20 protein-coding genes and 1 tRNA gene are annotated in these 25,870 nt (G+C 48.1%); 19 read left to right on the forward strand and 2 right to left on the reverse strand.

Annotated elements, in window-relative coordinates; all coding sequences use genetic code 11:
• The first annotated feature begins 130 nt into the window (after positions 1 to 130).
• From TH61_RS14575 to TH61_RS14625, 11 genes are all read left to right on the forward strand, one after another.
• On the forward strand, positions 131 to 2,002 hold the full coding sequence (locus TH61_RS14575) for a DNA topoisomerase IV subunit B (protein ID WP_066510889.1): 1,872 nt from the start codon (positions 131 to 133) through the stop codon (positions 2,000 to 2,002).
• Positions 1,995 to 4,742: a DNA gyrase/topoisomerase IV subunit A gene (locus TH61_RS14580; RefSeq protein WP_066510893.1), complete on the forward strand. Its 2,748-nt coding sequence runs from the start codon at positions 1,995 to 1,997 to the stop codon at positions 4,740 to 4,742. The genes TH61_RS14575 and TH61_RS14580 overlap by 8 nt, the downstream gene beginning before the upstream one ends.
• Before the next feature lie 59 nt (positions 4,743 to 4,801).
• Entirely contained in the window at positions 4,802 to 5,587 is a 786-nt protein-coding gene (locus TH61_RS14585; RefSeq protein ID WP_066510896.1) for a hypothetical protein, read from the forward strand.
• Between the two features lie 214 nt (positions 5,588 to 5,801).
• Positions 5,802 to 8,273: a DUF5686 family protein gene (locus tag TH61_RS14590; protein ID WP_066510900.1), complete on the forward strand. Its 2,472-nt coding sequence runs from the start codon at positions 5,802 to 5,804 to the stop codon at positions 8,271 to 8,273.
• A 180-nt stretch (positions 8,274 to 8,453) separates the two neighbouring features.
• Entirely contained in the window at positions 8,454 to 9,443 is a 990-nt protein-coding gene (locus TH61_RS14595) for a lipopolysaccharide assembly protein LapB (RefSeq protein WP_197464047.1), read from the forward strand.
• Positions 9,444 to 9,495: 52 nt separating this feature from the next.
• Positions 9,496 to 11,430, forward strand: coding sequence for a threonine--tRNA ligase (gene thrS, locus TH61_RS14600; protein ID WP_066510904.1), 1,935 nt, complete (start codon positions 9,496 to 9,498; stop codon positions 11,428 to 11,430).
• Between the two features lie 107 nt (positions 11,431 to 11,537).
• Complete coding sequence (infC, locus tag TH61_RS14605; RefSeq protein WP_231862236.1) at positions 11,538 to 12,068, forward strand: translation initiation factor IF-3; 531 nt, start codon at positions 11,538 to 11,540, stop codon at positions 12,066 to 12,068.
• 20 nt (positions 12,069 to 12,088) lie between these two features.
• On the forward strand, positions 12,089 to 12,283 hold the full coding sequence (gene rpmI, locus TH61_RS14610; protein ID WP_048920338.1) for a 50S ribosomal protein L35: 195 nt from the start codon (positions 12,089 to 12,091) through the stop codon (positions 12,281 to 12,283).
• Positions 12,284 to 12,361: 78 nt separating this feature from the next.
• Positions 12,362 to 12,706 (forward strand): 50S ribosomal protein L20, encoded by a 345-nt coding sequence (rplT, locus tag TH61_RS14615; protein WP_066510909.1) that lies wholly within the window; start codon positions 12,362 to 12,364, stop codon positions 12,704 to 12,706.
• Positions 12,707 to 12,941: 235 nt separating this feature from the next.
• The gene (locus TH61_RS14620; protein WP_066510911.1) at positions 12,942 to 14,435 is read left to right on the forward strand and encodes a peptide MFS transporter; all 1,494 of its coding nucleotides are present in this window, start codon (positions 12,942 to 12,944) and stop codon (positions 14,433 to 14,435) included.
• Between the two features lie 86 nt (positions 14,436 to 14,521).
• Positions 14,522 to 15,040, forward strand: coding sequence for a GreA/GreB family elongation factor (locus tag TH61_RS14625; protein ID WP_066510913.1), 519 nt, complete (start codon positions 14,522 to 14,524; stop codon positions 15,038 to 15,040).
• Between the two features lie 239 nt (positions 15,041 to 15,279).
• Here the strand turns inward: TH61_RS14625 and TH61_RS14630 are convergent.
• A tRNA-Met gene (locus tag TH61_RS14630) sits at positions 15,280 to 15,353 on the reverse strand.
• Positions 15,354 to 15,480: 127 nt separating this feature from the next.
• On the opposite strand from TH61_RS14630, the gene TH61_RS14635 reads away from it, so the two are divergent.
• The 8 genes from TH61_RS14635 to bshB1 all read left to right on the forward strand — a co-directional run bounded on the left by TH61_RS14635 (position 15,481) and on the right by bshB1 (position 24,203).
• Positions 15,481 to 15,876, forward strand: coding sequence for an START-like domain-containing protein (locus TH61_RS14635; RefSeq protein ID WP_066510915.1), 396 nt, complete (start codon positions 15,481 to 15,483; stop codon positions 15,874 to 15,876).
• 100 nt (positions 15,877 to 15,976) lie between these two features.
• On the forward strand, positions 15,977 to 17,386 hold the full coding sequence (locus TH61_RS14640; protein ID WP_066510918.1) for an LptF/LptG family permease: 1,410 nt from the start codon (positions 15,977 to 15,979) through the stop codon (positions 17,384 to 17,386).
• 108 nt (positions 17,387 to 17,494) lie between these two features.
• Positions 17,495 to 17,770 (forward strand): 30S ribosomal protein S15, encoded by a 276-nt coding sequence (gene rpsO / locus TH61_RS14645; protein ID WP_066510921.1) that lies wholly within the window; start codon positions 17,495 to 17,497, stop codon positions 17,768 to 17,770.
• Positions 17,771 to 17,909: 139 nt separating this feature from the next.
• Positions 17,910 to 20,060, forward strand: coding sequence for a polyribonucleotide nucleotidyltransferase (gene pnp / locus TH61_RS14650; protein ID WP_066510922.1), 2,151 nt, complete (start codon positions 17,910 to 17,912; stop codon positions 20,058 to 20,060).
• A gap of 199 nt (positions 20,061 to 20,259) precedes the next feature.
• Complete coding sequence (locus TH61_RS14655; protein WP_066510924.1) at positions 20,260 to 21,123, forward strand: RNA polymerase sigma factor RpoD/SigA; 864 nt, start codon at positions 20,260 to 20,262, stop codon at positions 21,121 to 21,123.
• A gap of 236 nt (positions 21,124 to 21,359) precedes the next feature.
• Complete coding sequence (trxB, locus tag TH61_RS14660; protein WP_066510927.1) at positions 21,360 to 22,304, forward strand: thioredoxin-disulfide reductase; 945 nt, start codon at positions 21,360 to 21,362, stop codon at positions 22,302 to 22,304.
• A gap of 103 nt (positions 22,305 to 22,407) precedes the next feature.
• On the forward strand, positions 22,408 to 23,460 hold the full coding sequence (locus tag TH61_RS14665; protein ID WP_071887854.1) for a M23 family metallopeptidase: 1,053 nt from the start codon (positions 22,408 to 22,410) through the stop codon (positions 23,458 to 23,460).
• A gap of 14 nt (positions 23,461 to 23,474) precedes the next feature.
• Positions 23,475 to 24,203, forward strand: a complete 729-nt coding sequence (bshB1, locus tag TH61_RS14670) for a bacillithiol biosynthesis deacetylase BshB1 (protein WP_066510928.1) — start codon at positions 23,475 to 23,477, stop codon at positions 24,201 to 24,203.
• Positions 24,204 to 24,296: 93 nt separating this feature from the next.
• Here the strand turns inward: bshB1 and accC are convergent, their stop codons facing one another.
• Complete coding sequence (gene accC, locus TH61_RS14675) at positions 24,297 to 25,811, reverse strand: acetyl-CoA carboxylase biotin carboxylase subunit (RefSeq protein ID WP_066510929.1); 1,515 nt, start codon at positions 25,809 to 25,811, stop codon at positions 24,297 to 24,299.
• Positions 25,812 to 25,870: the final 59 nt, after the last annotated feature.

Below are 25,870 nucleotides of genomic sequence, written 5' to 3' on the forward strand. Positions count from 1 at the left end.
CAGCGCCACCAATGGCCTATCTTAGGCCTTACCAACTGATAGAAAAAATTGGGTTCAGGAGCCTAGACATGGCAAAGTACACGCATTTTTTCATTTATTTTACCGAATTCTACTAAAAGCAGCTTGCCCCATGGCAGAACAGATTAACGTAAATTACAACGAGGATAGCATTCGTTCCCTAGACTGGCGTGAACACATTCGGTTACGTCCGGGTATGTACATCGGTAAACTGGGCGACGGTTCTTCACCCGACGACGGAATTTACATTCTTGTGAAAGAGGTGATTGACAACTCCATTGATGAGCACATGATGGGGTTTGGCCGAACCATTGAAGTAAAAATATCTGACCATAAAGTGGTAGTGCGGGACTACGGCCGCGGTATTCCGTTGGGCAAGGTCATTGACTGCGTAAGCAAGATCAACACCGGTGGTAAGTATGACAGCCGCGCCTTTCAGAAGTCGGTGGGTTTGAACGGGGTAGGTACCAAAGCAGTGAATGCTTTGTCCTCGCAGTTCAGAATACAGTCCGTGCGGGATGGCAAAACCAAAGTAGCCGAGTTTGAGCGCGGTGAGTTGGTGAATGATGAAGCCTTGCAGGACACCACTCAGCGCAATGGTACCACCACAGTGTTTGTGCCAGATGACACCATTTTCAAGAACTACCATTTCATTCCTGAGTTCCTGGAGAACCAGATCTGGAACTACGTCTACCTGAACGCTGGTCTTACCATCCATTTCAATGGGCAGAAGTATCTGTCTGAAAATGGGTTGAAGGATTTGTTGGCCCGCAAGATTGATGAGGAAAGCATGCGCTATCCTATCATCCACCTGAAGGGGGATGATATTGAGTTTGCGCTCACCCACGGTAATGACTACGGTGAGGAGTATTATTCCTTTGTGAACGGCCAGTACACTACGCAAGGCGGTACACATCTAGCAGCCTTTAGAGAGGCTGTGGTGAAGACGCTGCGGGAGTTTTATAAGAAGGACTATGATGCAGCAGACATCAGAGGCTCTATCGTCGCAGCGGTGGCTATACGGGTGCAGGAGCCTGTCTTTGAAAGCCAGACTAAGACCAAGCTAGGGTCCATCAACGTAGCGCACGAAGGACCCACTGTCCGCAACTTCGTGAACGATTACGTGAAGGAGCACCTGGACAACTACCTGCACAAAAACCCAACGGTCGCCGAGTCGCTTAAAAAACGAATTGAGCAGAGTGAGCGGGAGCGCAAGGACATGGCCGGTATTAAGAAACTTGCCAACCAACGCGCCAAAAAAGCCAACCTGCACAACAAAAAACTGCGCGACTGCCGTTTCCACTTCGCTGAAAGCAAAGACCTGGAGAAAGAGGCCTTGACTACTTTGTTTATCACAGAGGGTGACTCAGCGTCAGGTTCTATCACCAAGTCCCGCAATGTGGAGTTAGAGGCGGTGTTCAGCTTGCGGGGTAAGCCTTTGAACTGCTTTGGTCTTAAGAAGAAGGTGGTGTATGAGAATGAGGAGTTCAACCTCTTGCAACACGCCTTGAATATTGAAGAAGGATTGGAAGGCCTGCGCTACAACCGCGTGGTGGTCGCCACTGATGCAGACGTGGACGGCATGCACATCCGGTTGCTTTTGATGACCTTCTTCCTGCAGTTCTTCCCTGACCTGGTAAAGAACGGCCACTTGTACATCTTGGAGACGCCTTTGTTTAGGGTGCGCAACAAGAAGGAAACTATTTACTGCTACAATGAGCAGGAAAAGCAGAATGCCATGCGCAAGCTAGGCAAGAACCCTGAGATCACCCGCTTTAAAGGATTGGGGGAGATCTCGCCAGAGGAGTTTGGTAAGTTCATTGGCGACAACATACGCTTGGAACCAGTGATCATGGGGAAGACGGAGCAGAACATCCAGAAAATCCTGTCTTACTTCATGGGAAAGAACACGCCAGAGCGCCAGCAGTTTATCATTGAGAATTTGAAGATTGAAAAAGATATAGTAGAGGAAGTTTATGCTTAACGAAGAATTGGATAACGAGAACAACTTAGAACTGGGCACTGAACTGGAGGGCGATGAGGCCATCCATGACATTACCTCGGTTTCTGGTTTGTACGAGAACTGGTTTCTAGACTACGCCTCTTACGTAATTCTGGAGCGTGCCGTACCGGCGCTGGAAGACGGGTTCAAGCCCGTGCAGCGCCGCATCATGCACGCCATGAAAGAAATGGACGATGGTCGCTTTAACAAAGTGGCCAACGTGATAGGGCAGACCATGCAGTATCACCCGCACGGTGATGCCTCTATTGGAGATGCTATTGTGAACCTGGGCCAGAAGGACCTGCTCATTGAAACCCAGGGAAACTGGGGAGACGTGCGCACGGGTGACAGCGCTGCCGCGCCTCGTTACATTGAGGCCCGTCTAACCAAGTTCGCCTTAGACGTAGTGTTCAATGGACAAACTACTGAGTGGCAACTGAGCTATGATGGCCGTAAGAATGAGCCGGTGACTTTGCCGGTGAAATTCCCCTTGCTATTGGCACAGGGTGTGGAAGGGATTGCGGTAGGTTTGTCTACCAAGATCATGCCTCACAACTTCCGGGAGTTGATTAAAGGCTCTATTGATGTCTTGAAAGGCCGTCAAACTACTTTGCTTCCAGACTTCCCAACGGGTGGTATGGCAGACTTCTCCAACTACAACGGCGGGGGCAGAGGTGGTAAAATTAGGTTGAGAGCAACTATTGAGAAAGTAGACAAGTCCTTGCTGGTGATAAAGGATGTGCCTTATGGCACCACCACTACCGCCTTGATGGAGTCTATTGTCAAGGCCAGCGAGAACAATAAGATCAAAATCAAGAAGGTAGTAGATAATACAGCCGCAGCGGTTGAAATTCAGGTTCACATTCCACCGGGGATTTCACCTGACTTGACTATTGACGCGCTGTATGCCTTTACAGACTGCGAGATTTCTATCTCACCTAATACTTGCGTCATCATTGAAGACAAGCCTCGCTTCCTGAATGTGGATGAGCTCTTGCGCATGTCTACTTTGAAAACCGTGAGGTTGCTGGAGCGTGAGTTGGAGATTAGAATGGGCGAACTGGAAGACAAGTGGCACCAGTCCTCGCTTGAGAAAATCTTTATTGAGAACCGCATCTACCGTGACATTGAAGAGTGTGAAACCTGGGAAGCGGTATTAGAGGCCATTGACAGAGGTTTAGATCCATACAAACCCATCCTTCGCCGCGAGGTAACGCAAGAAGATATCATCCGCCTAACGGAGATAAAGATCAAGCGTATCTCTAAGTTTGACGCATTCAAGGCAGACGAGTTTATCAAGAAGCTGGAGGATGAAATGGCTGAGGTGGCAGACAACCTGGCCAACCTTACCCGTTACGCCATCAGCTATTTTGAAGGTCTATTTGCCAAATATGGCAAAGGCAAGGAGCGCAAAACCCAAATCAGAACCTTTGACGTAGTGTCTGCCCAAAAGGTGGCCATTGCCAACCAGAAGCTGTACGTGAACCGCAAAGACGGCTTTGTAGGCTATGGTCTCAAGAAAGACGAGTTTGTCACCGACTGCTCTGACATGGACGACATCATTGCCATACGCAAAGACGGCAAGTTTGTAGTAACCAAGATCAGTGACAAGACCTTTGTGGGCAAGGACATCTTGTATACCGCCGTGTATAACAAGAACGATGAGCACATGGTCTACAACATGATCTATGTGGATGGAAAAACGGGCGTGGCCTATGCCAAGCGTTTTGCCGTGACGTCCATCACCAGAGACAAGGAGTATGACTTAACCAAAGGCGAGAAAAATTCTAAGATTATCTACCTCACGGCCAACCCTAACTCTGAGTCTGAGTTGGTGAGCATTCAGTTGCAGCCGGCCAGCACGGCTCGCGTGAAGCAGTTTGACTTTGATTTTGCAGAGTTGTTGATCAAAGGCAAAGGCTCACAAGGAAATATTGTGACTAAGTACCCTATCAAAAAGGTAACGCAGAAAGCGCTGGGTGAATCTACCCGCGGAGGACGTGAAATCTATTATGATGAAGTGATTGGTCGTTTGAACACGGAGAGCCGTGGTCGTTACTTGGGTAGCTTCAATACAGAGGATACCATTTTGGTCTTGTTCAAAGACGGGTCTTATGAGTTGACGTCCTTTGACTTGACCAACCATTATGATGTGGCCAACATAGAAGCCATTCATAAGTTCTCGCCAGAGTTGGTGGTATCTGCATTGTACACTGAAGGGGAGACCAAGGTGACCTATGTGAAGCGGTTCTTAATTGAGACTACTACGGTTGGCAAACGCTTTACTTTCATCAGTGAGTCTAAAGGCTCTAAATTGTTGGCTGCCTCAGTAGCAGCAGAACCTAAGGCTGAAATTAAATTCCAGCGGGATAAAAAGTCAGAGAAGGAATCTGAGGTATTGCTTCTGAATGAATTCATTGATGTGAAAGGCTGGCGCGCCATGGGAAATAAGCTCAACTACTTTAAAATCTTTGGGGTAACCATTGCCAAAGATGAAAAAATGGAGGTGGTGAAACCTAAGAATGGTACTAAAGCAATAAAAGCTGTAAAGGTAGAGCCAAAATTAGCTGAAAAAATATCCTCAGGATATGAATCTGGAGCGGAAATAAACTTTGATATTTTGCCTACACAACCTGTAAAGGAGTTGCCCGTAGAAAGTGGACAAACGGAGGATCTACAAAAGCCACCTAAAAAGGAGAAAAAGCAATTGAATCTCTTTTAGGAAATTTCAAAGAAAAGCTGTAGATTACCTTTTGTTGGACCCACGAATCTGAGAGGATCATGACAAACATTACCAGGTACTTCTATCTACTTATACTATTTGTAAGTCTTCCGAGCCTACACGCCTTTGCGGGCGGTGTAGGCTCGGATCAGCTTTTATGGGAAGCAAACCAGCTGTTCAAAGAATTTAAAGACGCAGAAGCCCTTGAAAAATTTGAACAGCTTATTAAAGAACAGCCTAATCACCAAGAAGCACTTTGTAAAGCATCTGTTTTAAGTACGCGTATTGGCGGAAGATTTGATGATGATACCCGCAAAGGGCAATATTTTGAAAAAGCTCTTTCACTTTCTTCAAGAGCCATAGGGGTAGACAGCACCAAAGCAGAAGCGAACTATGTGCGTGCTTTAGCTTTAGGAAGCATGTCGCAAGTGAGCGGTTTTAAGGACAGGTTGCTATATCTAGTTACCTCCAAGAGATATATTGACAGAACCTTGGCCATTGATGACAAACACGCGGGCGCCTGGCACTTGCAAGGCCGTTGGAGCTACAAAGTGGCTAATTTGACCATAGCTGAGAAAGCTGCCAGTAAATTTTTAATGTCCTCTGGCACACTGCCTATTGCCTCTAACCAGGATGCGCTCAGTGCTATTTCTAAGGCCATTGATCTAGACCCTTCTAATTTGCTGTATTACTTTGACTTGGCTAGGGTACAGAAGGACGTTGACTTAAAGAGCGAGTGCATAGAAACGCTGCAAAAAGCATTAGACCAAAAACTAGTCACTACAGAAGATTTAGAATTAAGCAGAAGATGCAAGCTGCTGCTACAGCAAGTTCTTAAAGTGTAAAACACCCTATTTTATAAATCAGAAAAGGCCTCGTCAACACGGGGCCTTTTCTGATTTATAGGAAAATATAATAGCCCCCTTGTAGGGGAAAAGGGAATTGGATTGTCTATGGATAAATCTTTGGCAGGTACTACTTTACCTCAAGTAGATTAATTCCTAAATACGTACGCTTAAAACCTATATTTTACTATATTCGACTTCCAAACCCTTATTTGTGAAAAAAAGCTTACTGCTCTTTTTATTAGTCATTAAGGCGTTCTATCTCTTTGCCCAAACCGCCCCCCTCAGCGGCAAAGTTGTTGACTCCGAAACCCAAAAGCCCCTTGACTTTGTAACGGTCCAGCCGCACAGAGCCAAGGTTCCGGTGTTTACAGATGAGGCAGGGGTTTATGCCCTTCGGCAATACCATGACAATGACAAAGTCTCCTTCACCTTGCTGGGCTATGGACAAGTAACCAAAACGGTTCAGGAATTAAAGCAACAACCAAACATAAGCTTAGTACGGCAGTCAGTGTCCTTGCAAGAAATTGTGATTGGGCCACAGGAAAACCCTGCCTTTAAGATTGTAAGGGCGGCCGCCCGTAAGAAGGAGCAGTACCTGCCAGAGAACCAGAAGGCCATGGAGTTTGAGACTTACACCCTCATGAAAGGCAGTATTCTGGAGAGTGAAGCCAAAGACAAGAAACGCAGATTCTCCAAGCGCTTTGCCCCGTACCTTGACAGCTTATTGGTTGGAGACACCCCGGCTAAACTTGCCTCTATTCCCATTTTTCAGTCAGAAACGGTTAAGCTCAACTACTTCATTAAGGACCCCAAAAAAGCCAAGGAAGTCCTGAAGGCTAGTAAAGTAGTAGGAGTAGGGATTGAAAAGGAAGCCCAGATTGCCCAGTTGCTGAACGCGCAGGCAGAGCATTTCTCCTTTAACCAAAACTACCTGCGCATGTTTGACAAGGACTTTGTAAGTCCTATTGCCAGCGGCTGGTCCAATTATTATGACTATGACCTGGAAGACAGCGTAGAGACGTCATCGGGCAAAGTCTATAAACTAAAGATCATCCCCAAGCGTCCGCAGGACCTTACCTTTTCTGGTACCATGTGGATTGCCGATGGCACGTTTGCCTTGCGCCGCATTGAGGTGAAAATGAGCCCTGCCGTGAAGCTGAATTTCATTACTGACTTGCGCATTGTGCAGGTGTGGGACGATAGTTATCTCTCCCTGCTGCCCATCTCCAGCAAGCGTAAATTCCAAATCTCGGGGCTGCCGGGTACAGAGGTGAAGTTGTTTGTGGAGACAGCCACGCATTACAGAGACTTGGTCCTGAACCAGCCTAGGGCAATAGACTTCTTTGACAACTCCCATGTGATGGGTGACTCGGTGCTGAAGTACAAGGATGCTTTTTGGCAAAGTGCCAGGCCAGCGTCCTTCGCGCCCGAAGATTTGAAGCGTGTAGAGTCCATTGCTCAAATCAACAAGCTGCCAGAAATCCAAAGCACAGTCAAACTGATTCGGGTAATTGTTGAAGGGCATTTGCCTGTCAATGACAAACTAGAATGGGGGCCCATCTTTGGAACCTATGTCTTTAATAACATTGAAGGGCACAGATTTCAATTGGGCGCCAGAACCACCGAGGCATTCCATAAAAACTGGATTTTAAATGGCTATGTAGGCTATGGCACCAGAGACAAGTCTGTGAAAGGCTTACTCAACGTACGGTACGTGGCAAACCGGGAACGCTGGACAGAGTGGGGAGCCAGTTACCTAAATGACGTAGGCCCGGCGGCTATGGACCTGAACAACACACGGGTGAATAGCCTGTTTTTCTCCGCGTTCAGATGGGGCGACATGAATTTCCCCTACAAACAAGAGCGTATCCAAGTATGGGCCGAGCGGGAGTGGGTGCAGTCCTTTACCCAGCGAATTACCTTGCGGCACTCTAAACACACGCCTGTCTTTTATTCAGCGCCCGTGGCCGAAGGGGAGTTTGCCAGGTTTGGAAAGTTTAGAACTACTGACTTGATCATCAACCTGCAATATACGCCCAACCGGAAAACCTTGATCAGGCATTGGGACAAAGTGGGCATCTCCAACTCCAACTCACCGGTGATAGGGCTGGAAGTATCCTTGGGCATGGACGGATTGCTCAACTCAGATTTAAGTTACCAACAGGTTGCTTTCTCGGTTGAACAACGCATTCGGGCAGGAGTCCTGGGGTATGGCCGTTATTACTTTAGAGCCGAGAAAACCTTTAACCAAGTGCCGTTACCCTTGTTGCAAGTGCCGGTGGGCAATGAGACTCCCTTTTTCATTTTACATGGCTATAATCTGATGCCTTTCTTCTCCTTCGCCAATGATGAAATGGTGTCCCTGCGCTATGACCATCATTTTGAGGGAGCCCTTTCCTTGACTAACCGTATTCCTCTACTTAAGAAAACCCGCGCCCGGCTGGTGGCTGGCGGCGCCATGATGATGGGGCATCTCTCTGAGAAGAATCAATCCACCGCCGTAGAGGGAGACCCTAATTTTGGAAACTTCAGAGGACTGGGCAAAGATCCGTACGCCGAGGTCAACGTGGGCTTGAAAAACCTCTTCCAATTGGTACGAGTGGATTTGGTACACAGACTTACCTACAAACAGCTGGACATGCCGCAGTGGGGTCTTAGAATGTCCATCTCTGTGAATCCGTAAGGCCGTTTTTGGCTTGTTTTCCAGAAAATAGGCCAAAATCGGAAATCGGTTTTCTTAAAAAAGTGTACCTTCACATAGGTTTATCACTTGATCACATCCATGCGCGGGATTTTCCAGCCCTTTCTTCTCATAGTATTTTTGATAGTGACAGGCTGTAGCCAGGAGAAAAGGCAAGAGCGCATGTTTTCGCCTAAGCGGGTGAACAGCAGCACTGCCGTGCAGATCAATGAGATTACCAGGGCCATCAACCAAGGGAACGAGCAGCCAGAGTGGTTTGTGAAACGAGCCAAGCTGTACCTATCCATAGAAAAAGAAGCGCAAGCGTTGGCAGATCTAAACACTGCCATCAAAGAAGATCCTTCTCTAGGCGAGGCGTATTTCTTAAAAGCAAAAGTTTTGGTGGCCCGGCAGCAGTACCAAGAGTCCATGAAACTCATGATGCAGGCCAAGGAATTCAATTACTACACCCCAGAGTCTGAGGCGGTGCTAGCTGAAACCTATGTGGGCTTGAAACAATATGACCGTGCGCTTTCTCACAGCAGCAAGGCCGTGCAGCTAAGCCCAGGCGAGGCCAAGTTTTATGTGCTTCTGGCCAATGCCCAGTCAGGTACCGGAGATACGGTCAGGGCCATTGCTAACCTGGGCAAGGCTTTACAGCGTGATTCTGTTTCCTTGCCAGCCTACCGCGAACTTTCTGCCATCTACACCGCCCAGAAGCGCTTTGAGGAGGCGTACCCCATGGTGAATACTGGCGTGAAGCAACAACCCAAAGATGCTTTCTGGTGGAGACAACTGGGACAGTACTTTATGGCGTACAATTTAACAGATACGGCCATGGCCAGCTTTAACCGCTCTGTGGCCTTTGACCCCAATCATCCAGCAGCCTATTTGGGTTTGGCTCAGGCATGGTATAAGAAACGCCAGTATGCCATTGCCTTGGAGAACATTGTCAAGGCCCAGGAACTAGGCGCACCCTTGAATGAAGAGAACCGTTTTCTATTGGCCCGATGCTATGAATACACTGGCCTGCGTGAACTGGCCCGAAGCCATTACGCATTTTTAGCAAGAAAATACCCGCAAAACCCGCGTTATATGGTAGCTTTGCGCAAGTTGCAAACGCCTATTAAGCGTCCAACTATAGATACGTTAAGCACAACTTCGGTTTTTTAACTAAATTTCCGAAAACAAGCCAAAAACGAAGAAGCATTTTCTTTTGACCCATATGATCAATATTACCTTACCAGACGGCTCTGTCCGTGAGTTTCAGGAAGGGGTGACTGGCATTGAGATAGCCGCCTCTATTAGCGAGGGCCTTGCCCGCAACGTATTAGCTGCCAAAGTAAACGGACAGGTATGGGACCTGACGCGTCCTATCACGCAAGACGCCGCCGTACAGTTGCTCACCTGGAACGATGATGAAGGTAAGTCTACGTACTGGCACTCTTCGGCTCACTTATTGGCCGAGGCCTTAGAAGCCTTATATCCAGATGTGAAATTCGGCATTGGACCGCCTATTGAGAACGGCTTCTATTATGATATTGACTTGGGTGACAGAACGCTTTCTCAGGAAGAATTCCCGGCCATTGAGCAAAAGATGCTGGAACTGGCCCGCCAAAAAAGCGAGTTCATCCGCCGCGAGGTAAGCAAGGACGAAGCCGTCGCGTACTTTACCCAGAAAGGCGACAAGTACAAACTGGACCTGTTAGAAGGACTGCAGGACGGTACCATCACCTTCTATTCGCAAGGAAACTTCGTAGACCTATGCCGTGGTCCGCACATCCCTAACACCGGTTTCATCAAAGCCGCCAAGCTCATGAACGTGGCCGGTGCCTACTGGCGCGGTGATGAGAAGAGCAAGCAGCTGACCCGCGTGTATGCTATCACGTTCCCTAAGCAGAAAGACCTCACTGAATACCTGGAGCGTCTGGAAGAGGCCAAGCGCCGCGACCACCGCAAGCTAGGTAAAGAAATGGAGTTGTTCGCTTTCTCTGAGAAGGTGGGCATGGGCTTGCCGTTGTGGTTACCTAAAGGCACCATGCTGCGCGAGCGTTTGGAGAACTTCATGCGTAAGGCTCAGATGAAAGCCGGCTACCAGCCCGTAGTTACCCCGCACATTGGATCCAAAGAATTGTATGTGACTTCTGGTCACTATGAGAAATACGGGGCAGACTCGTTCCAGCCTATCAAGACTCCTAATGAGAATGAGGAGTTCTTCTTAAAGCCCATGAACTGCCCGCACCACTGCGAGATTTATAAGACGCGTCCACGGTCGTATAAAGAGTTGCCGGTACGTCTAGCCGAGTTTGGAACTGTTTATAGATATGAGCAGAGCGGCGAATTGCACGGCCTGACCCGCGTAAGAGGCTTTACCCAGGATGATGCGCACATTTTCTGCCGTCCAGACCAGGTGAAAGAGGAATTCACTAAAGTAATTGACCTGGTGTTGTATGTGTTCAAGGCCTTAGGGTTTGAGAACTACACCGCCCAAATCTCTCTGCGCGACCCAGAAAACAAAGCCAAGTACATTGGTTCTGATGACCTTTGGGAGAAGGCCGAGAGTGCCATTATTGAGGCTGCTACTGAAAAAGGTCTGCCAACGGTAACTGAATTGGGTGAGGCTGCGTTCTACGGACCAAAGCTGGACTTCATGGTGAAGGATGCCTTAGGCCGCAAATGGCAGCTAGGAACCATCCAAGTAGACTACAACTTGCCAGAGCGGTTCCAGTTGGAATACATTGGCGCAGACAATGAAAAACACCGGCCGGTAATGATTCACCGTGCGCCGTTTGGTTCTCTAGAGCGTTTTGTGGCCGTTTTGATTGAGCACTGCGCGGGTAACTTCCCGTTGTGGCTGAGCCCAGACCAAATTGCCATTCTGCCTATCTCTGAGAAGTACCATGATTATGCACAAAAGGTATTTGCCCAGTTGCAGGATCAAGACATTAGAGGCTACATAGACTCACGTGATGAGAAGATTGGTCGTAAAATCAGAGACGCCGAAGTGGGCAAAGTTCCGTACATGATCATTGTAGGGGAGAAGGAGCAGGAAAACGAAATCATTTCTGTGCGTAAGCATGGATTTGGCGATATGGGCAGCTTGCGCGTAGACGCCTTTGTAGACAACTTTAGAGAGGTTCTGGCAGAAATGCTGAACTAAAAAGAAAAAATACTTTTATTTTACAGGGTAAAAGGCGATATTCGCACCCTGATTGTGAAACCTTAAATTTAGGAGGTACAACTATTTCTACTAATAACAGACGCTACGTGCCACGTGGCAAGGTCGAAGAACCTTATCGGATCAATCAGCGCATCACTGGCGTACGCGACGTACGAGTGGTGGGTGAGAACGTAGAGCCAGGAGTCTACAGCATAGACCAGGCCCGCCGTTTAGCCACAGAGCAGAACCTTGACTTGGTGGAGATCTCGCCAAAAGCAGATCCACCGGTTTGCCGCATCATTGACTATTCTAAGTTCAAGTACGAACAAAAGAAGAAGCAACGCGAGATGAAAGCCAAAACCACCAAGGTGGTGATGAAGGAGATTCGTTTTGGTCCTAACACAGATGACCACGACTTTGAGTTCAAGCTGAAGCACGCCCGCCAGTTCCTGGCAGAAGGTGCCAAGGTAAAAGCGTACGTTCACTTTGTGGGCCGTACCATTGTATTTAAAGAGCGCGGTGAATTACTTTTGCTTAAATTTGCGCAAGCCTTGGAAGAGGTGGCCAAAGTAGAGCAACTGCCTAAGCTGGAAGGGAAACGGATGTTCCTGTTCCTGGGGCCTAAAGTGAAAAAATAATTACCCTTAAATACACCTAGATGCCTAAGATGAAAAGCAAATCAGGGGCTAAGAAGAGATTCACCCTGACAGGTACTGGCAAAGTAAAGCGTAAGCACGCCTACAAAAGCCACATCCTGACCAAGAAGACTACCAAGCAGAAGAGAAATCTGACTCACATTGGTTTAGTTAGCGAAGCTGACCAAGCGAACGTGAAGAGAATGCTTGCGTCTTAATTCAATTTAATTATTGTTTCAACGAGAACTGGTAACTAAGAATTAAACCGAAATCACCAGCCTCAAAAAATTTCAGAAATGCCTAGATCGGTAAACGTTGTGGCGGCCCGCCACAAAAGAAAAAGAATAATGAAAATGGCCAAAGGTTACTTTGGTCGTAGAAAAAACGTTTGGACAGTAGCCAAAAACGCAGTAGAGAAAGGTTTACTTTATGCCTACCGCGATAGAAAAGTTAAGAAGAGAGATTTCCGCGCTTTGTGGATTCAGCGTATCAACGCGGCTGCTCGTATTAACGGCCTGTCTTACTCTCAATTCATGGGCGGTTTGAAAAAAGCCAACATCTCCTTGAACCGTAAGGTTTTAGCTGACTTAGCTTTGAACCATCCAGAAGCCTTCAAAGGAATTGTTGCAAAGGTGAAATAAGCCTTTCTAACATATAGATTAAAAAAAAGCCCAGCTATCTGCTGGGCTTTTTTTTGTGCCTTCCAATTTTTTTGGTAAGAAATGAAGCATAGCCGTTTTTGGCTTCTTTTCTGGAAAACAGGCCAAAAACGTAAGTTCAGACTGCCTACTTTTTTGATTTTGCTGGAAATGTCCCTATACTTCCTGTTGCAAACAACAAACTATATAACCACTAAACTCCACTCCTAGATCTCTCATGGATTTAACTGACGCAAAACTGCCCGAAGAGCAGACCTCCACTGGGCACCCAAAGCAACTATATATGCTCTTCTTCGCCGAGATGTGGGAACGCTTCTCCTTTTATGGTATGAAGGCCCTGTTGCTGGCTTACATGGTGACGGAGCTTAAGTTTGATGAGCCCAAGGGATACGCTATTCTGGGATCTTACGCCGCGTTGGTGTACACCATGCCCATGTTTGGCGGTATGATGGCAGATAAGTTTCTAGGCTTCAGGAAAGCGGTATTGTTTGGTGGCATCCTTATGACCATTGGCCACTTGGTGTTGGCGGTACCAGAGGATTGGAGCTTCTTTTACGGGATGGCGTTCATCATCTGCGGAAACGGTTTCTTCAAGCCTAACATTTCCAGCCTGGTAGGAACACTATACGCAGACAATGACCCAAGAAAAGACAGTGCCTTTTCCATTTTCTACATGGGCATCAACATTGGGGCGGCCTTGGGAGGCTTGCTTTGCGGCTACGTGGGGCAGCAGATCAACTGGCACTATGGCTTCGGGTTGGCGGGTATCTTCATGATTGCGGGTTTAGTAGTCTTTTATATAGGCAGTAAGACCTTAAGTGAACGTGGGCTGCCTCCGCAGCCAGAGGTTTTAAAGCAGGGCTTGTTTTTAGGTATAAGTAGAGAGGTAATCATCTACCTGAGCGCGCTTGCCTTAATCCCTGTTATTGTGGCCTTGTTCCATAGGTATGAGATCATGGATTTCATCATGTTTGGGCTGGGTGCGATGGCCTTGTTTTATATTCTATTTGTGGCCTTTCAATTGGAGAAGTTGGAAAGGAACAAGCTATTTGCCGCACTGGTGATGATCATCTTCTCGACTATGTTTTGGGCCTTTTATGAGCAGAATGCGGGTTCCCTTAATCTCTTTGCCATGCGCAACGTGGACATGCGCTTAGGGGATGTAAACCTGCCTGCCTTATCCGTAAACAACTTCCTGCCACCAGCCTGGGTAATTGTGTTGAGCTTCTTCTTTGCGTGGCTATGGCCCGCTTTGAACAGAAGAAATATGGAGCCGTCCACGCCGTTAAAATTTGCATTCTCATTCCTGTTGCTAGGCATTGGTTTTTACCTGTTCTACTTTGCCTGCACCATGAATGAAGAGGTGGGCTTGATTCCTTTGTACGCCTTTATAGCCGGTTATTTCTTTATCATCTGTGGTGAGATGTGCCTGTCGCCCATTGGGCTTTCTATGGTGACCAAGCTGGCACCCGCCAGGATGGTGGCCTTGATGATGGGCATCTGGTTCTTTGCCAGCGCCATTGGTGAGTTCTTGGCGGGCAAGATTGGCGCCATGATGAGTGTGCCCGCCAATGTGGTAGACAATCCTTTTCAGTCCCTGCCATATTATGCCACCATTCTCAACCAGATTGGCATTGGCTCTATTGCCATTGGCTTCTTGTTAATCTGTTTGGTGCCTCTGCTTAAAAAATGGATGGGCAACGTTAGGTAGGGACGTCCACCACATATATAGTCCAATAAGAGGAAGCAAGGCCAGGAGAGGTTAACCAATCCTGGCCTTGCTTCGTTGTTAAGGGCATGAGCAGAGCATTTGCCAAAGAAGACGATGCCGTAGAGGCGCCCATTATTCCGGCTAGGGCCGCCTTGCCGCCGGGCGTTACCAATTACGTGACGCCGCAGGGCTTGGCCCAGCTACGCGCAGAGGCCGAAGAGTTGGAGACTGAGCGCACCAAACTTGAGACAAGCCAAGGCGAGGCGCTGGAGCGCACGCGGCAACTGACCATTATTAAAGGAAAAATTAAACAGTTGAATGACCGGTTGGCCACCGCTAAATTAGTAGAAACCCAAGGCCAACCAGCAGATCAAATCCGGTTTGGGGCAACCGTTATACTTAAAACTACAGAAGGCGGCAAGCCCGGATTTGTCAGGAAGTTCACCATCGTGGGTGTAGACGAAGCCTCTATCACCGACGGAAAAATTGCCTTTGTCGCGCCCATCGCCAAAGCCGTGCAAGGGGCCAGAAAGGGAGATGTGGTAACTCTACAGGTAGGCGGTAAAGAAGAAAAAGTACTGGTTGAGGAGATTGCCTACACTTAAAGTAAAAATAGCGTCAGCAATTACTAATTAGTTTATAATCAATTAGACCACTGTTGTAAATCTGCATTCAGCATCATTCAAAAATGGAAGTGCCCATTGCCTTTATCTTGGACAACGGGCACTTCCATTTTTGGCTTATTTTCCAGAAACTAGGGCAAAAACGAGCACTGAAATTAAATTAGTAATCAGAAAAAATGGGCACAAAAAAAAAGCCCCACTGGGTACGTGGAGCTTTTGTGTAGCGGGGAGCAGAATCGAACTGCCGACCTCAGGGTTATGAATCCTGCGCTCTAACCATCTGAGCTACCCCGCCGAATTATGGTGCAAATGTAGGCGAAAGATTATTAATGGTACAAACTTTTTAGTGTAAAATATTTTCTCTTATTTGACCCCACAAGCTACCTACCTATACTACACCCTTTTACGTTGGCTCTTTTTTTATGAGTAAAACTAAATTTATCAGAGAATACGCCTTGAACGCATCGCCTAAGATGATTTACCCTTATCTAAGCACCGCTTCTGGGTTAGAGCAATGGTTCTGTCAGTCTGTGAAAGTCATGGGAGACCGCGTTTTTAACTTCATCTGGGACAACCAGGATCATTTGGCAGAAATGAGCAGTCACCGCACCAACCGGTCGGCGCGGTTCACGTTTCTGGGGCCAAACAGAATGACCACCGCAGATTCTGGCTACATTGAATTCACCATAGACTCCAGTGAGTTGACCCAGGAACAATATTTGCGCATTCTAGACTATACAGACGAAGGAGACGTTGAGCAGTTAACGGAACTGTGGGATAATTTAATTCAGAACCTGCGCGAGATCATTGGCGGCTAAGCATGCGGTTTCAGCGGCTTTTTGTAATTTCGGCCACGTTTCCGGCTTCATATTTAGGAATCGGCTTGTTGCCGGTTTTGGGTAGGAGTGGCCTCTTTGCATGAAAAAATTAGATAAGCTTATACTTAAGTCCTTCATTGGACCATTCTTGCTCACGTTTGCCGTGGTAGAATTCATCTTTCTACTGCAGGTAATCCTTAAATACCTGGACGACCTGGTAGGAAAGGGCTTAGGCATAGCGGTAATAGGGGAGTTACTCTTCTATTTCAGCATCAACCTGGCGCCTAACGCTTTTCCGCTGGCCATTCTGCTGTCTTCGCTCATGACCTTCGGGAATTTGGGAGAGCACATGGAGTTGACGGCCATTAAAACCTCAGGCATCTCCTTGGTGCGTGCCTTGCGGCCGGTGTTTGTCTTTTCCCTGCTCTTGACCATTGCCGCCTTCTTCTTCAACAACACCATCGTGCCCAAGGCCAATTTGCGAGCCTACAGCTTGATGTGGGACATAAGGCAGAAGAAACCGTCTCTGGACATTAAAGAAGGGTCTTTCTACAACGGACTGCCCAACCGCAGCATACGCGTAGGCAAGAAGTTTGATGACGGGCAGACGCTCAAGGACATCATGATCTATGACCACAGTGGCGGGCAAGGCAATACAGTGGTGGTGCTAGCAGATTCTGGCAAGATGTACACCCAGTACAATGACCAATATCTGGTGCTGGAGATGTTTAACGGCAAAACCTTTGTAGAGGACGCCAGCAACCAAACCAACGTGTCGCAAAACGGTGGTTTTGCCAGGCAGGGGTTTACCGCTAACAAGTTGGTGGTGAATTTGTCCTCCTTCCAGCTGGATAGAAGCAACGTGCAGCAGTTCGCTGACAATAAGCTCATGAAGAACATCACCCAGCTTAAGCAGGTGACAGATTCCTTAGAAAGCCAACAAGGGCGGGAGCGCCAGCTTTTAGCACCAAACGTGCGGCCGTTTTACAATCATTTTCAGGTGGCTAAAAGCGCTGATACGTTAAAGGCCCTGGCCAACTACAAAAAACCGTTGCCAGCAATTACCCTGGAAGACGTGCGCATGGCCTCCAGCGCGGCGCGCAACGTGAAGAGCTTTACCAGTAGTTATGCCTCCAGGTTGACCAGCATTGAGCGCGAGAAGAACAACTATGAGATAGAAATCTATAAGAAATTCACCCAGGCGCTGGCCTGCTTTATCATGTTCTTGATTGGTGCGCCGTTGGGAGCCATCATTAGGAAAGGCGGCTTGGGAATGCCGGTCATCATCTCCATTGCCTTCTTCATCATTTACTATGTGTTGAGCATACTAGGTGAGAAATGGGGCAGAGAGGGCGTGGCCCCAGTGCCGTTGGGCATGTGGGCAGCCAACATGGTGCTATTCCCGGTGGGCATATTCTTCCTGATTCAAGCCCGTAATGACTCTAGTTTACTGGAGTTTGACTTCTGGCGCAAGATCAGTTCCAGACTCCAGAGAATGAAATCACTATAAATCATTGGGTTTATTGCAGAGAAAGATTTTACCGTTCGGGATTTTTATCTAACTTTGCGACTTATATTCGATACTGCGAAAAAAACGTAAGCCAAGTACTTTACACGCATGAAATTAACAACTGAAGCGAAACAAGAGATCTTCGAAAACAAAGGATTTGCCAAAACAGCAACTGACACTGGGTCACCTGAATCGCAAATCGCATTGTTCACTACTCGGATCAACCACCTAACTGACCACTTAAAGGTTCATAAGAAAGACTTCTCCACTCGTTTGGGTCTTTTGAAATTGGTAGGTAAGAGAAGAAGACTGCTGAACTACCTAACTAAAACTGACATTGAGCGTTACCGTTCAATCATTGCAGAGCTAGGTATCCGTAAATAACATCATAAGAAGGATTAGGGAATTCATTACGGGATTCCCTAATCTTTTTTATTGCCCTTTGCTTTCCTTGCAAATTTATTGACAGCGCCCCTGGCATAGCTAGTGGGTGCCTTTTACATTGATGCATTAGATAAATCAGATGTCATATAACGCTATAAATAAAACTATCCGCATGGCCAACGGCCGTGACATTACTATTGAAACCGGTAAACTGGCCAAGCAGGCAGACGGTTCTGTGGTAGTGAGATGCGGTAACGCCATGTTACTGGCAACCGTGGTATCCAACGTGGGTGCCCGCGAAGGAGTAGATTTCCTACCCCTTTCTGTTGACTACCAAGAGAAATTTGCCTCTAGCGGTAAGATTCCAGGTGGTTTCTTGAAAAGAGAAGCCCGTCTTTCTGACTATGAAGTATTGATCAGCCGTCTGGTGGATCGTATCCTTCGTCCTATGTTCCCAGAGGATTACCACTCTGAGACCCAGGTGATCATCAACTTGATTTCTGCCGACCCAGAAATCATGCCGGACGCTTTAGCTGCTTTGGCCGCTTCTGCCGCCCTTTCTGTTTCTGACATTCCGTTCAACGGACCTATCTCTGAAGTGAGAGTAGCCCGCATTGACGGTCAGTTCCAAATCAACCCATTGCTTTCTGACCTTAGCCGCGCAGACATTGACCTGATTGTAGGTGGTTCTGCAGACAGCGTTGCCATGGTGGAAGGTGAAATGAGCGAGGTTTCTGAAGAAGAGATGCTAGAGGCCATCAGAGTTGCCCATGATGCCATCAAGATTCAGGTAGCCGTTCAGCAAGAATTGGCAGAAGAAGTTGGTAAAACCACCAAGCGCGAATACAGCCACGAGAGTCATAATCCTGAACTAAAGGAGATGATCTACAAAGCGGTGTATGACAAAGCCTACGGTGTTGCTGCTTCTGGTAACAGAGTGAAAGGTGAGCGCAAGTCTTCTTTCAAAGCCATTAAAGACGAGTTTGTCGCTTCTCTAGGCGAAGACCATACTTATGATGCTGCCTTGATTGGAAAATACTTCCATGATGCAGAGAAAGACGCAGTACGTGACGTAGTTTTAAAAGAGCGTCGTCGTTTGGACGGTCGTCAACTAGATGAGATTCGTCCTATCTGGTCAGAAATCAACTATCTGCCATCTGCGCACGGTTCAGCTGTGTTCACCCGCGGTGAGACCCAGTCTTTGACGACGGTGACTTTGGGAACCAAGATGGATGAGCAGATGATTGACGGCGCCATGTTCTCTGGCTACAACAAATTCATGTTGCACTACAACTTCCCTCCATTCTCTACCGGTGAGGCCAAGCCTATGCGCGGTACGGGTCGAAGAGAAGTAGGGCACGGTAACCTGGCCATGCGTTCTTTGAAGAAGGTATTGCCGCCAGAAGATACCAACCCATACACCATTCGTATTGTTTCTGACATCTTAGAATCTAACGGTTCTTCTTCTATGGCTACCGTTTGCGCGGGTACTTTGGCCTTGATGGATGCCGGTATTCAGATCAAAGCACCAGTTTCTGGTATCGCCATGGGATTGATCATGGATGAGACCACGGGTAACTTTGCCGTTCTTTCTGACATCTTAGGTGACGAGGATCACTTGGGCGACATGGACTTTAAAGTAACAGGTACGGCTAAAGGTATAACGGCTTGCCAGATGGACATCAAGGTGAAAGGTCTTTCTTTTGAGATCTTGGGCCAGGCTTTGTCTCAGGCAAGAAACGGTCGTCTGCACATCTTGGGTGAGATGAACAAAACCATCTCTCAACCAGCCGCTGACTTCAAACCGCATGCTCCTCGTTCACAGAATATCATCATTGAAAAAGAATTCATTGGTGCGGTGATTGGACCAGGCGGTAAAGTTATCCAGCAGATCCAGCGTGACTCTGGTGCGGTGATCCAGATTGAAGAGAAGAATGACAAAGGCTACGTGAACGTATTTGCCACCAACCAGGAAGCCATGCAAATGGCGGTCTCTAAGATCAAGGCGATTGTGGCCGTTCCAGAGGTAGGCGAAGTGTACACGGGCAAAGTGAAATCTATCCAGCCTTACGGTGCGTTTGTGGAATTCATGGCAGGTAAAGACGGTTTGCTACACATTTCTGAAGTGAAGTGGGAGCGTCTTGAGAGCATGGAAGGAGTGTTGGAACTAGGTGAGGAAATCCAGGTTAAACTGGTGGACGTTGACCCTAAAACCGGTAAGTTCAAGCTTTCTAGAAAGGCATTACTGCCTAAGCCAGAGAGAAATACAGAAGCTCCGCAAAATAACTAATTGAATTCATCCAGAACCCAACCATACGCGTTCTATAGAAGAGAACCGGATGGTTGGGTTTTTGGGCTTCTTTCCAGAAAGTAAGCCAAAAACGGATGATTCAAGGCTATCTTGAGGACAAGAGAACTTTTGGAGCATAGGAAGGTGTTATCTCACCAGTCCTTTATAACACAGAATTACACGATAGAAATACACTCCAATGAGACAGCTGAAAATAAGCAAGCAGATTACCAACCGTGAGAGCCAGTCCCTGGATAAGTACCTGCAGGAGATAGGGAAGGTAGACTTGCTCACCCCGGATGAGGAGGTAACGCTTGCCCAGCGCATCAAAGAAGGCGATCAGTTCGCGCTCGAAAAGTTAACAAAGGCCAACCTGCGCTTCGTGGTGTCAGTGGCCAAGCAATACCAGAACCAGGGCTTGTCTCTGGGGGACTTAATCAATGAAGGTAACCTGGGTTTGATCAAAGCCGCCAAACGTTTTGATGAGACCCGTGGTTTCAAATTTATCTCTTACGCCGTTTGGTGGATTCGTCAGTCTATTCTGCAGGCCTTGGCTGAGCAGTCCAGGATTGTGCGTTTGCCGTTGAACAGAGTAGGTTCTCTGAACAAAATCTCTAAATCTTTCTCTGAGCTTGAGCAGAAGTTTGAGCGTGAGCCTTCTCCAGAAGAAATTGCCGAGGTGTTGGAGTTGACTACCGCTGAAGTGGTAGATACGTTGAAAATCTCTGGCCGTCACGTGTCTGTAGATGCTCCGTTTGTGCAGGGCGAGGAAAACCGTTTATTGGACGTACTGGAAAACGAAGACGAAGAGTCTCCGGACACCGGCTTGATGAACGACTCTTTGCGCAAAGAAGTGCAGCGTGCCCTTTCTACCTTGACTAAGCGCGAGGCAGACGTGATTACTTTGTACTTCGGGTTGAACGGCGAGCATTCCCTGACCTTGGAAGAAATTGGAGAGAAATTCAACTTGACCCGCGAGCGCGTGCGCCAGATCAAAGAAAAAGCCATCAGAAGACTAAGACACACATCACGCAGCAAAGCGTTGAAACCGTATTTGGGATAATCTTCCCCATCTTCATTAGAAAGCCTTGGCTCTTACCAGCCGAGGCTTTTTTATTGGCTTTCGGTTCATAAATTCGCCTTTGGTTAGTAAAGTCGTTTTTGGCCTCTTTCCTAGAAACTAGGCCAAAAACGAAAGGTTACCTGTTGTAAATCAAGTAGGTACACAGGATAGCGGCCAGTAGCAGGGGAGGACAAAGAATTTATTCGTAATATTGCACTCCCATTTTTTTACCTGATATGGAAACCCAGAAGGAAAAAGTAAAGTGTTTGATCATAGGGTCTGGACCGGCTGGCTATACCGCCGCCATCTATGCTTCCAGAGCTGGCTTGAAACCGGTGATGTACCAAGGCTTGCAACCTGGCGGCCAGTTGACCATCACCAATGACGTAGAGAACTACCCAGGCTATCCCACCGGCATCAACGGCCCACAGATGATGGAAGATTTCAAACAACAGGCTGAACGCTTCGGGACGGATGTCAGATATGGTATCGCCACATCGGTGGACTTCTCAGGGAAGCCTCATAAAGTGACCATTGATGAGCAAACCGAGATTGAGGCCGACACGGTCATTCTAGCCACCGGCGCCTCTGCCAAGTGGTTAGGCTTAGAGTCTGAAGCCAGACTGAACGGTAGCGGTGTTTCTGCCTGCGCCGTGTGTGACGGTTTCTTTTACCGCGGCCAAGAGGTAGCCATTGTGGGCGCTGGTGACACCGCCTGTGAAGAAGCCCATTACCTGTCTAACCTTTGCTCCAAGGTATACATGATTGTAAGACGTGACGAAATGCGCGCCTCACAGATCATGCAGAACCGCGTCAAGAACACGGCCAACATTGAAATCCTTTGGAACAGCGTCACTGAGGAAATCTTGGGAGAGCATGCGGTAGAAGGAGCCAGGATCAAGAACACCCATACCGGTGAAATCACAGAAATTAAAGTAACAGGTTTCTTTGTGGCCATTGGCCATGAGCCCAACTCCAAGATCTTCCAGCCTTACCTGGAGCATGATGAGAGTGGGTATCTAAAGACCATTCCGGGTACTTCTAAGACCAACGTAGACGGCGTCTTTGCCTGCGGCGACGTGCAGGACAACGTGTACCGCCAGGCCGTCACGGCGGCTGGAACCGGTTGTATGGCGGCTCTGGACGCTGAGCGTTATTTGGCCTCACTAGAAGATCATTAATAGAAAGACAAGCCTCTGTTGTTGCGTGTGCAATAATACAGGGGCTTGTTCAGTTTTAAGTCCGGATGTAGAAACGGCTCTGCCCGGAGATGAATAGAATTGAATGCTTTTAAGAAAAATACCTTTCTTCCTGTTACTAAGTCTATGCACCTTGTTGGGGCAGCAGGCGGCCGTAGCCCAAAAAGGAGTTAAGAAGGACTTGTTCAAAGGCAAAGCGCCCAAGATCAAATACGTAAAGCCAGACACCACGGTCCTCATCAAACATGAGGAGCTGCAGGAAAACACAGACAAGAAGAAAGCCGGGTTCAGCCCGGTGCGCAAGCTTTCCATTGTCAGTGAAGACACTAGTTCTCTAAACCTTGGGGAGCAAAGCATTGTGGAGATGTCTGAAGAGGTGCAGATGAACGACAGTGTCTGGGTGAAGATTGCCGGGTATTACGCCATCTGGGACACGCACAACATCAACCCTTACCGCAAGGACGGCCGCACCCTAAAAGAGACGGTTCCAATTAAACTGGTAGACCCTGCCAAAAACCACCATTACAAGATGCCATTAGTTAAGACACCGGTTACCTCAGACTTTGGGTTTAGAGGCTACCGCTGGCACTATGGCACTGATTTGGACTTAGATACTGGCGACTCCGTGAAGGCAGCATTTGACGGCGTGGTCCGGATCTCTAAGTGGGATGGCGGTGGCTACGGCAACTACCTAGTTGTGCGCCATGTGAACGGTCTGGAGACCCTGTACGGCCACTTGAGCAAAGCCTTGGTAAAACCTGGGCAATTGGTAAAGGCGGGCCAGCTGTTAGGGAAGGGAGGAAGCACCGGCCGTAGCTCTGGTCCCCACTTGCACTATGAGGTACGCTACGAAGGCAATCCCATTGACCCAGAAGAGATTTACAACTTCCCAGATTATCTACTCAAAGGCCAGAACTTTGAAGTAACCTCGGCGCTGTTCAACTATTATAACAAGACCAAGCGCTCCTCCTCACAGCCCTCCAGAGCCAGAAGGACGGTGTATCATAGGGTAAGAAGCGGTGAAGTATTGGGTTCTATTGCGCGTAAGTATGGCGTGCCCGTTTCTCAGATTACTCGTTTGAACAGAATCTCCACCAGAACCACCTTGAAAGTAGGCCGTAGTCTACGCATAAAATAAGCTATCCCACCCCTATGAAACTAGACCTGTTGGCGTTTGCCTCGCACCCAGATGACGCTGAATTAGGCTGCGTGGGTACCATCTTGGCCCATAAAGCCCAAGGCAAAAAAGTGGGAGTCATAGATTTAACCCGCGGCGAACTAGGAACCAGAGGAACCCCTGAAACCAGAGCCCAGGAGTCTGCCGATGCCACTAGAACCTTAGGATTAGATGCCCGTGAGAATTTAGGATTGGCAGACGGCTTTTTTAGAAATGATGAGGAAAGCCAGCGCAAGGTCATTGCCATGGTGCGCAAGTACCGCCCCGAGGTTGTCTTGTTGAACGCCATCCATGACCGGCACCCAGACCATGGCCGCGGCAGCCAACTGGTGTCAGAGGCGTGTTTCTATGCGGGCTTGCGGCAGGTGAAAACCCAAAACGAGGCAGGAGAGGAGCAGGAAGCTTGGCGACCGAAGGCGGTCTACCATTACATTCAAGACAGGCTCATCACGCCAGACCTCATCGTGGATGTGACCCCGTATTGGGAAAAGAAAGTTGAAGCCATCAGAGCTTTCAAGTCTCAGTTCTTCACTACACCCAATCCAGAAGACAACGAACCGGCTACATACATTTCCAGCCCCGAGTTTATGCGGTTCATAGAAGCAAGAGCCTTAGAACTGGGACACGCCATTGGCGTCACTTATGGCGAAGGATTTACCAAGGAAAGGCATATTGGCGTTAAAAGCCTGTTTGATTTAATCTAGGCTTCACTTACATAAAAGAAGAGCTCCGTCTTTGGCCTGTTTTCTGTAAAACAGGTCAAAAACGGAGCTCTTTACTTTGGTAGTAGTACTTGACTATTTCAGTCTATTCTTCCGCCAGTCAGACATACCGCCTGTAGCTTGGGCAGAAGTTTCAGTTGACGTTGCCGTTTGTGCTGTTTTAGCTTGACCAGAGAAAATAGCGGCCAGCACGGCGGCAATCTCTTCTTCGTCTGGATTAGGAGCCGATCTTAAAACAGATGGGTCTGTGAAGTAGCGGTTGATGAACTTGGTGTCAAAGTTGCCAGACCGGAAAGCCTCATGTTCCATCACAAATTTACCAAACGGCAAAGTTGTCTCAATACCGGTGATCTGGTACTCATCAATAGCCCTGATCATTTTCTCAATAGCTTCTTGGCGGTCTTTGCCATAGGTCACCAATTTGGCGATCATCGGGTCATAATAGATAGGAATCTCCATGCCTTCCTCAAAACCATCATCCACGCGCACGCCTAATCCTTGTGGACGCTTGTAAGTGGTTAAGGTTCCTATGTCTGGCAAGAAGTTATTGGTGGGATCCTCGGCGTATACGCGTAGTTCCATGGCGTGGCCGGTGATGGTCAGGTCTTCCTGGGTGAAGGAAAGAGGTTCACCTTGGGCTACTTTAATCTGTTCTTTCACTAAATCCAGGCCAGTGATTTGTTCCGTAACTGGGTGCTCTACCTGCAAACGCGTGTTCATTTCCAGGAAGTAAAAGTTAAGGTTCTCATCCACCAAGAATTCCACGGTCCCGGCGCCTTTGTAATCACAGGCCTTGGCCACGTTTACGGCGCAGCGGCCCATTTCGGCGCGCAGTTCGGGTGTAAGGATAGCCGAAGGAGCTTCTTCAATCACTTTCTGGTGACGGCGCTGGATAGAGCATTCGCGCTCAAACAAATGAACGATGTTGCCATGCGTATCACCTAATACTTGAATTTCAATATGCCTGGGTGAACCAATGTACTTCTCAATAAAAACAGAGCCGTCGCCAAACGCCGAGGTAGCCTCACTCACAGCCATGGACATTTGCTGCTCAAACTCCTCTACGTTCTCCACCACTCGCATTCCTTTTCCGCCACCCCCGGCACTGGCTTTAATCAAGATTGGGAAACCTATGCTGGTGGCAATGGTCTTGGCTTCTTCCACGTCCGTGATGGCGCCTTCGGTGCCTGGAACCATGGGAATGTTATACGTGGCCACGGCGGCCTTGGCGGCCAGCTTACTGCCCATCAGGTCAATGGCTTCCGGTGACGGGCCAATGAAGATAATTCCCGCTTCCTCGGCCATTTTAGCGAAACCTGCATTCTCAGAGAGGAAACCATAGCCCGGGTGAATGGCGTCCACGCCCAAGTTTTTACAAACTTCTAGGATGACATCACCGCGCAGATAGGATTGGTTAGAAGGGGGAGGCCCCACGCAAACAGCCTCATCCGCGAAGCGCACGTGCAAGGCCTGGCGGTCTGCCTCTGAGTAGATGGCTACGGTTTTGATGCCCATTTCCTTGGCAGAGCGCATGACGCGCAAGGCAATTTCGCCGCGGTTGGCTACCAAAATTTTATTTATTTTTTTCATCGTCAAATGTCCATTCAGTTTGATACTTCAAAGAAATGCCTTTCTGTGCTAAGATAAAA

Origin of the sequence: Rufibacter sp. DG15C (assembly GCF_001577755.1) — a bacterium.
Taxonomy (GTDB): domain Bacteria; phylum Bacteroidota; class Bacteroidia; order Cytophagales; family Hymenobacteraceae; genus Nibribacter.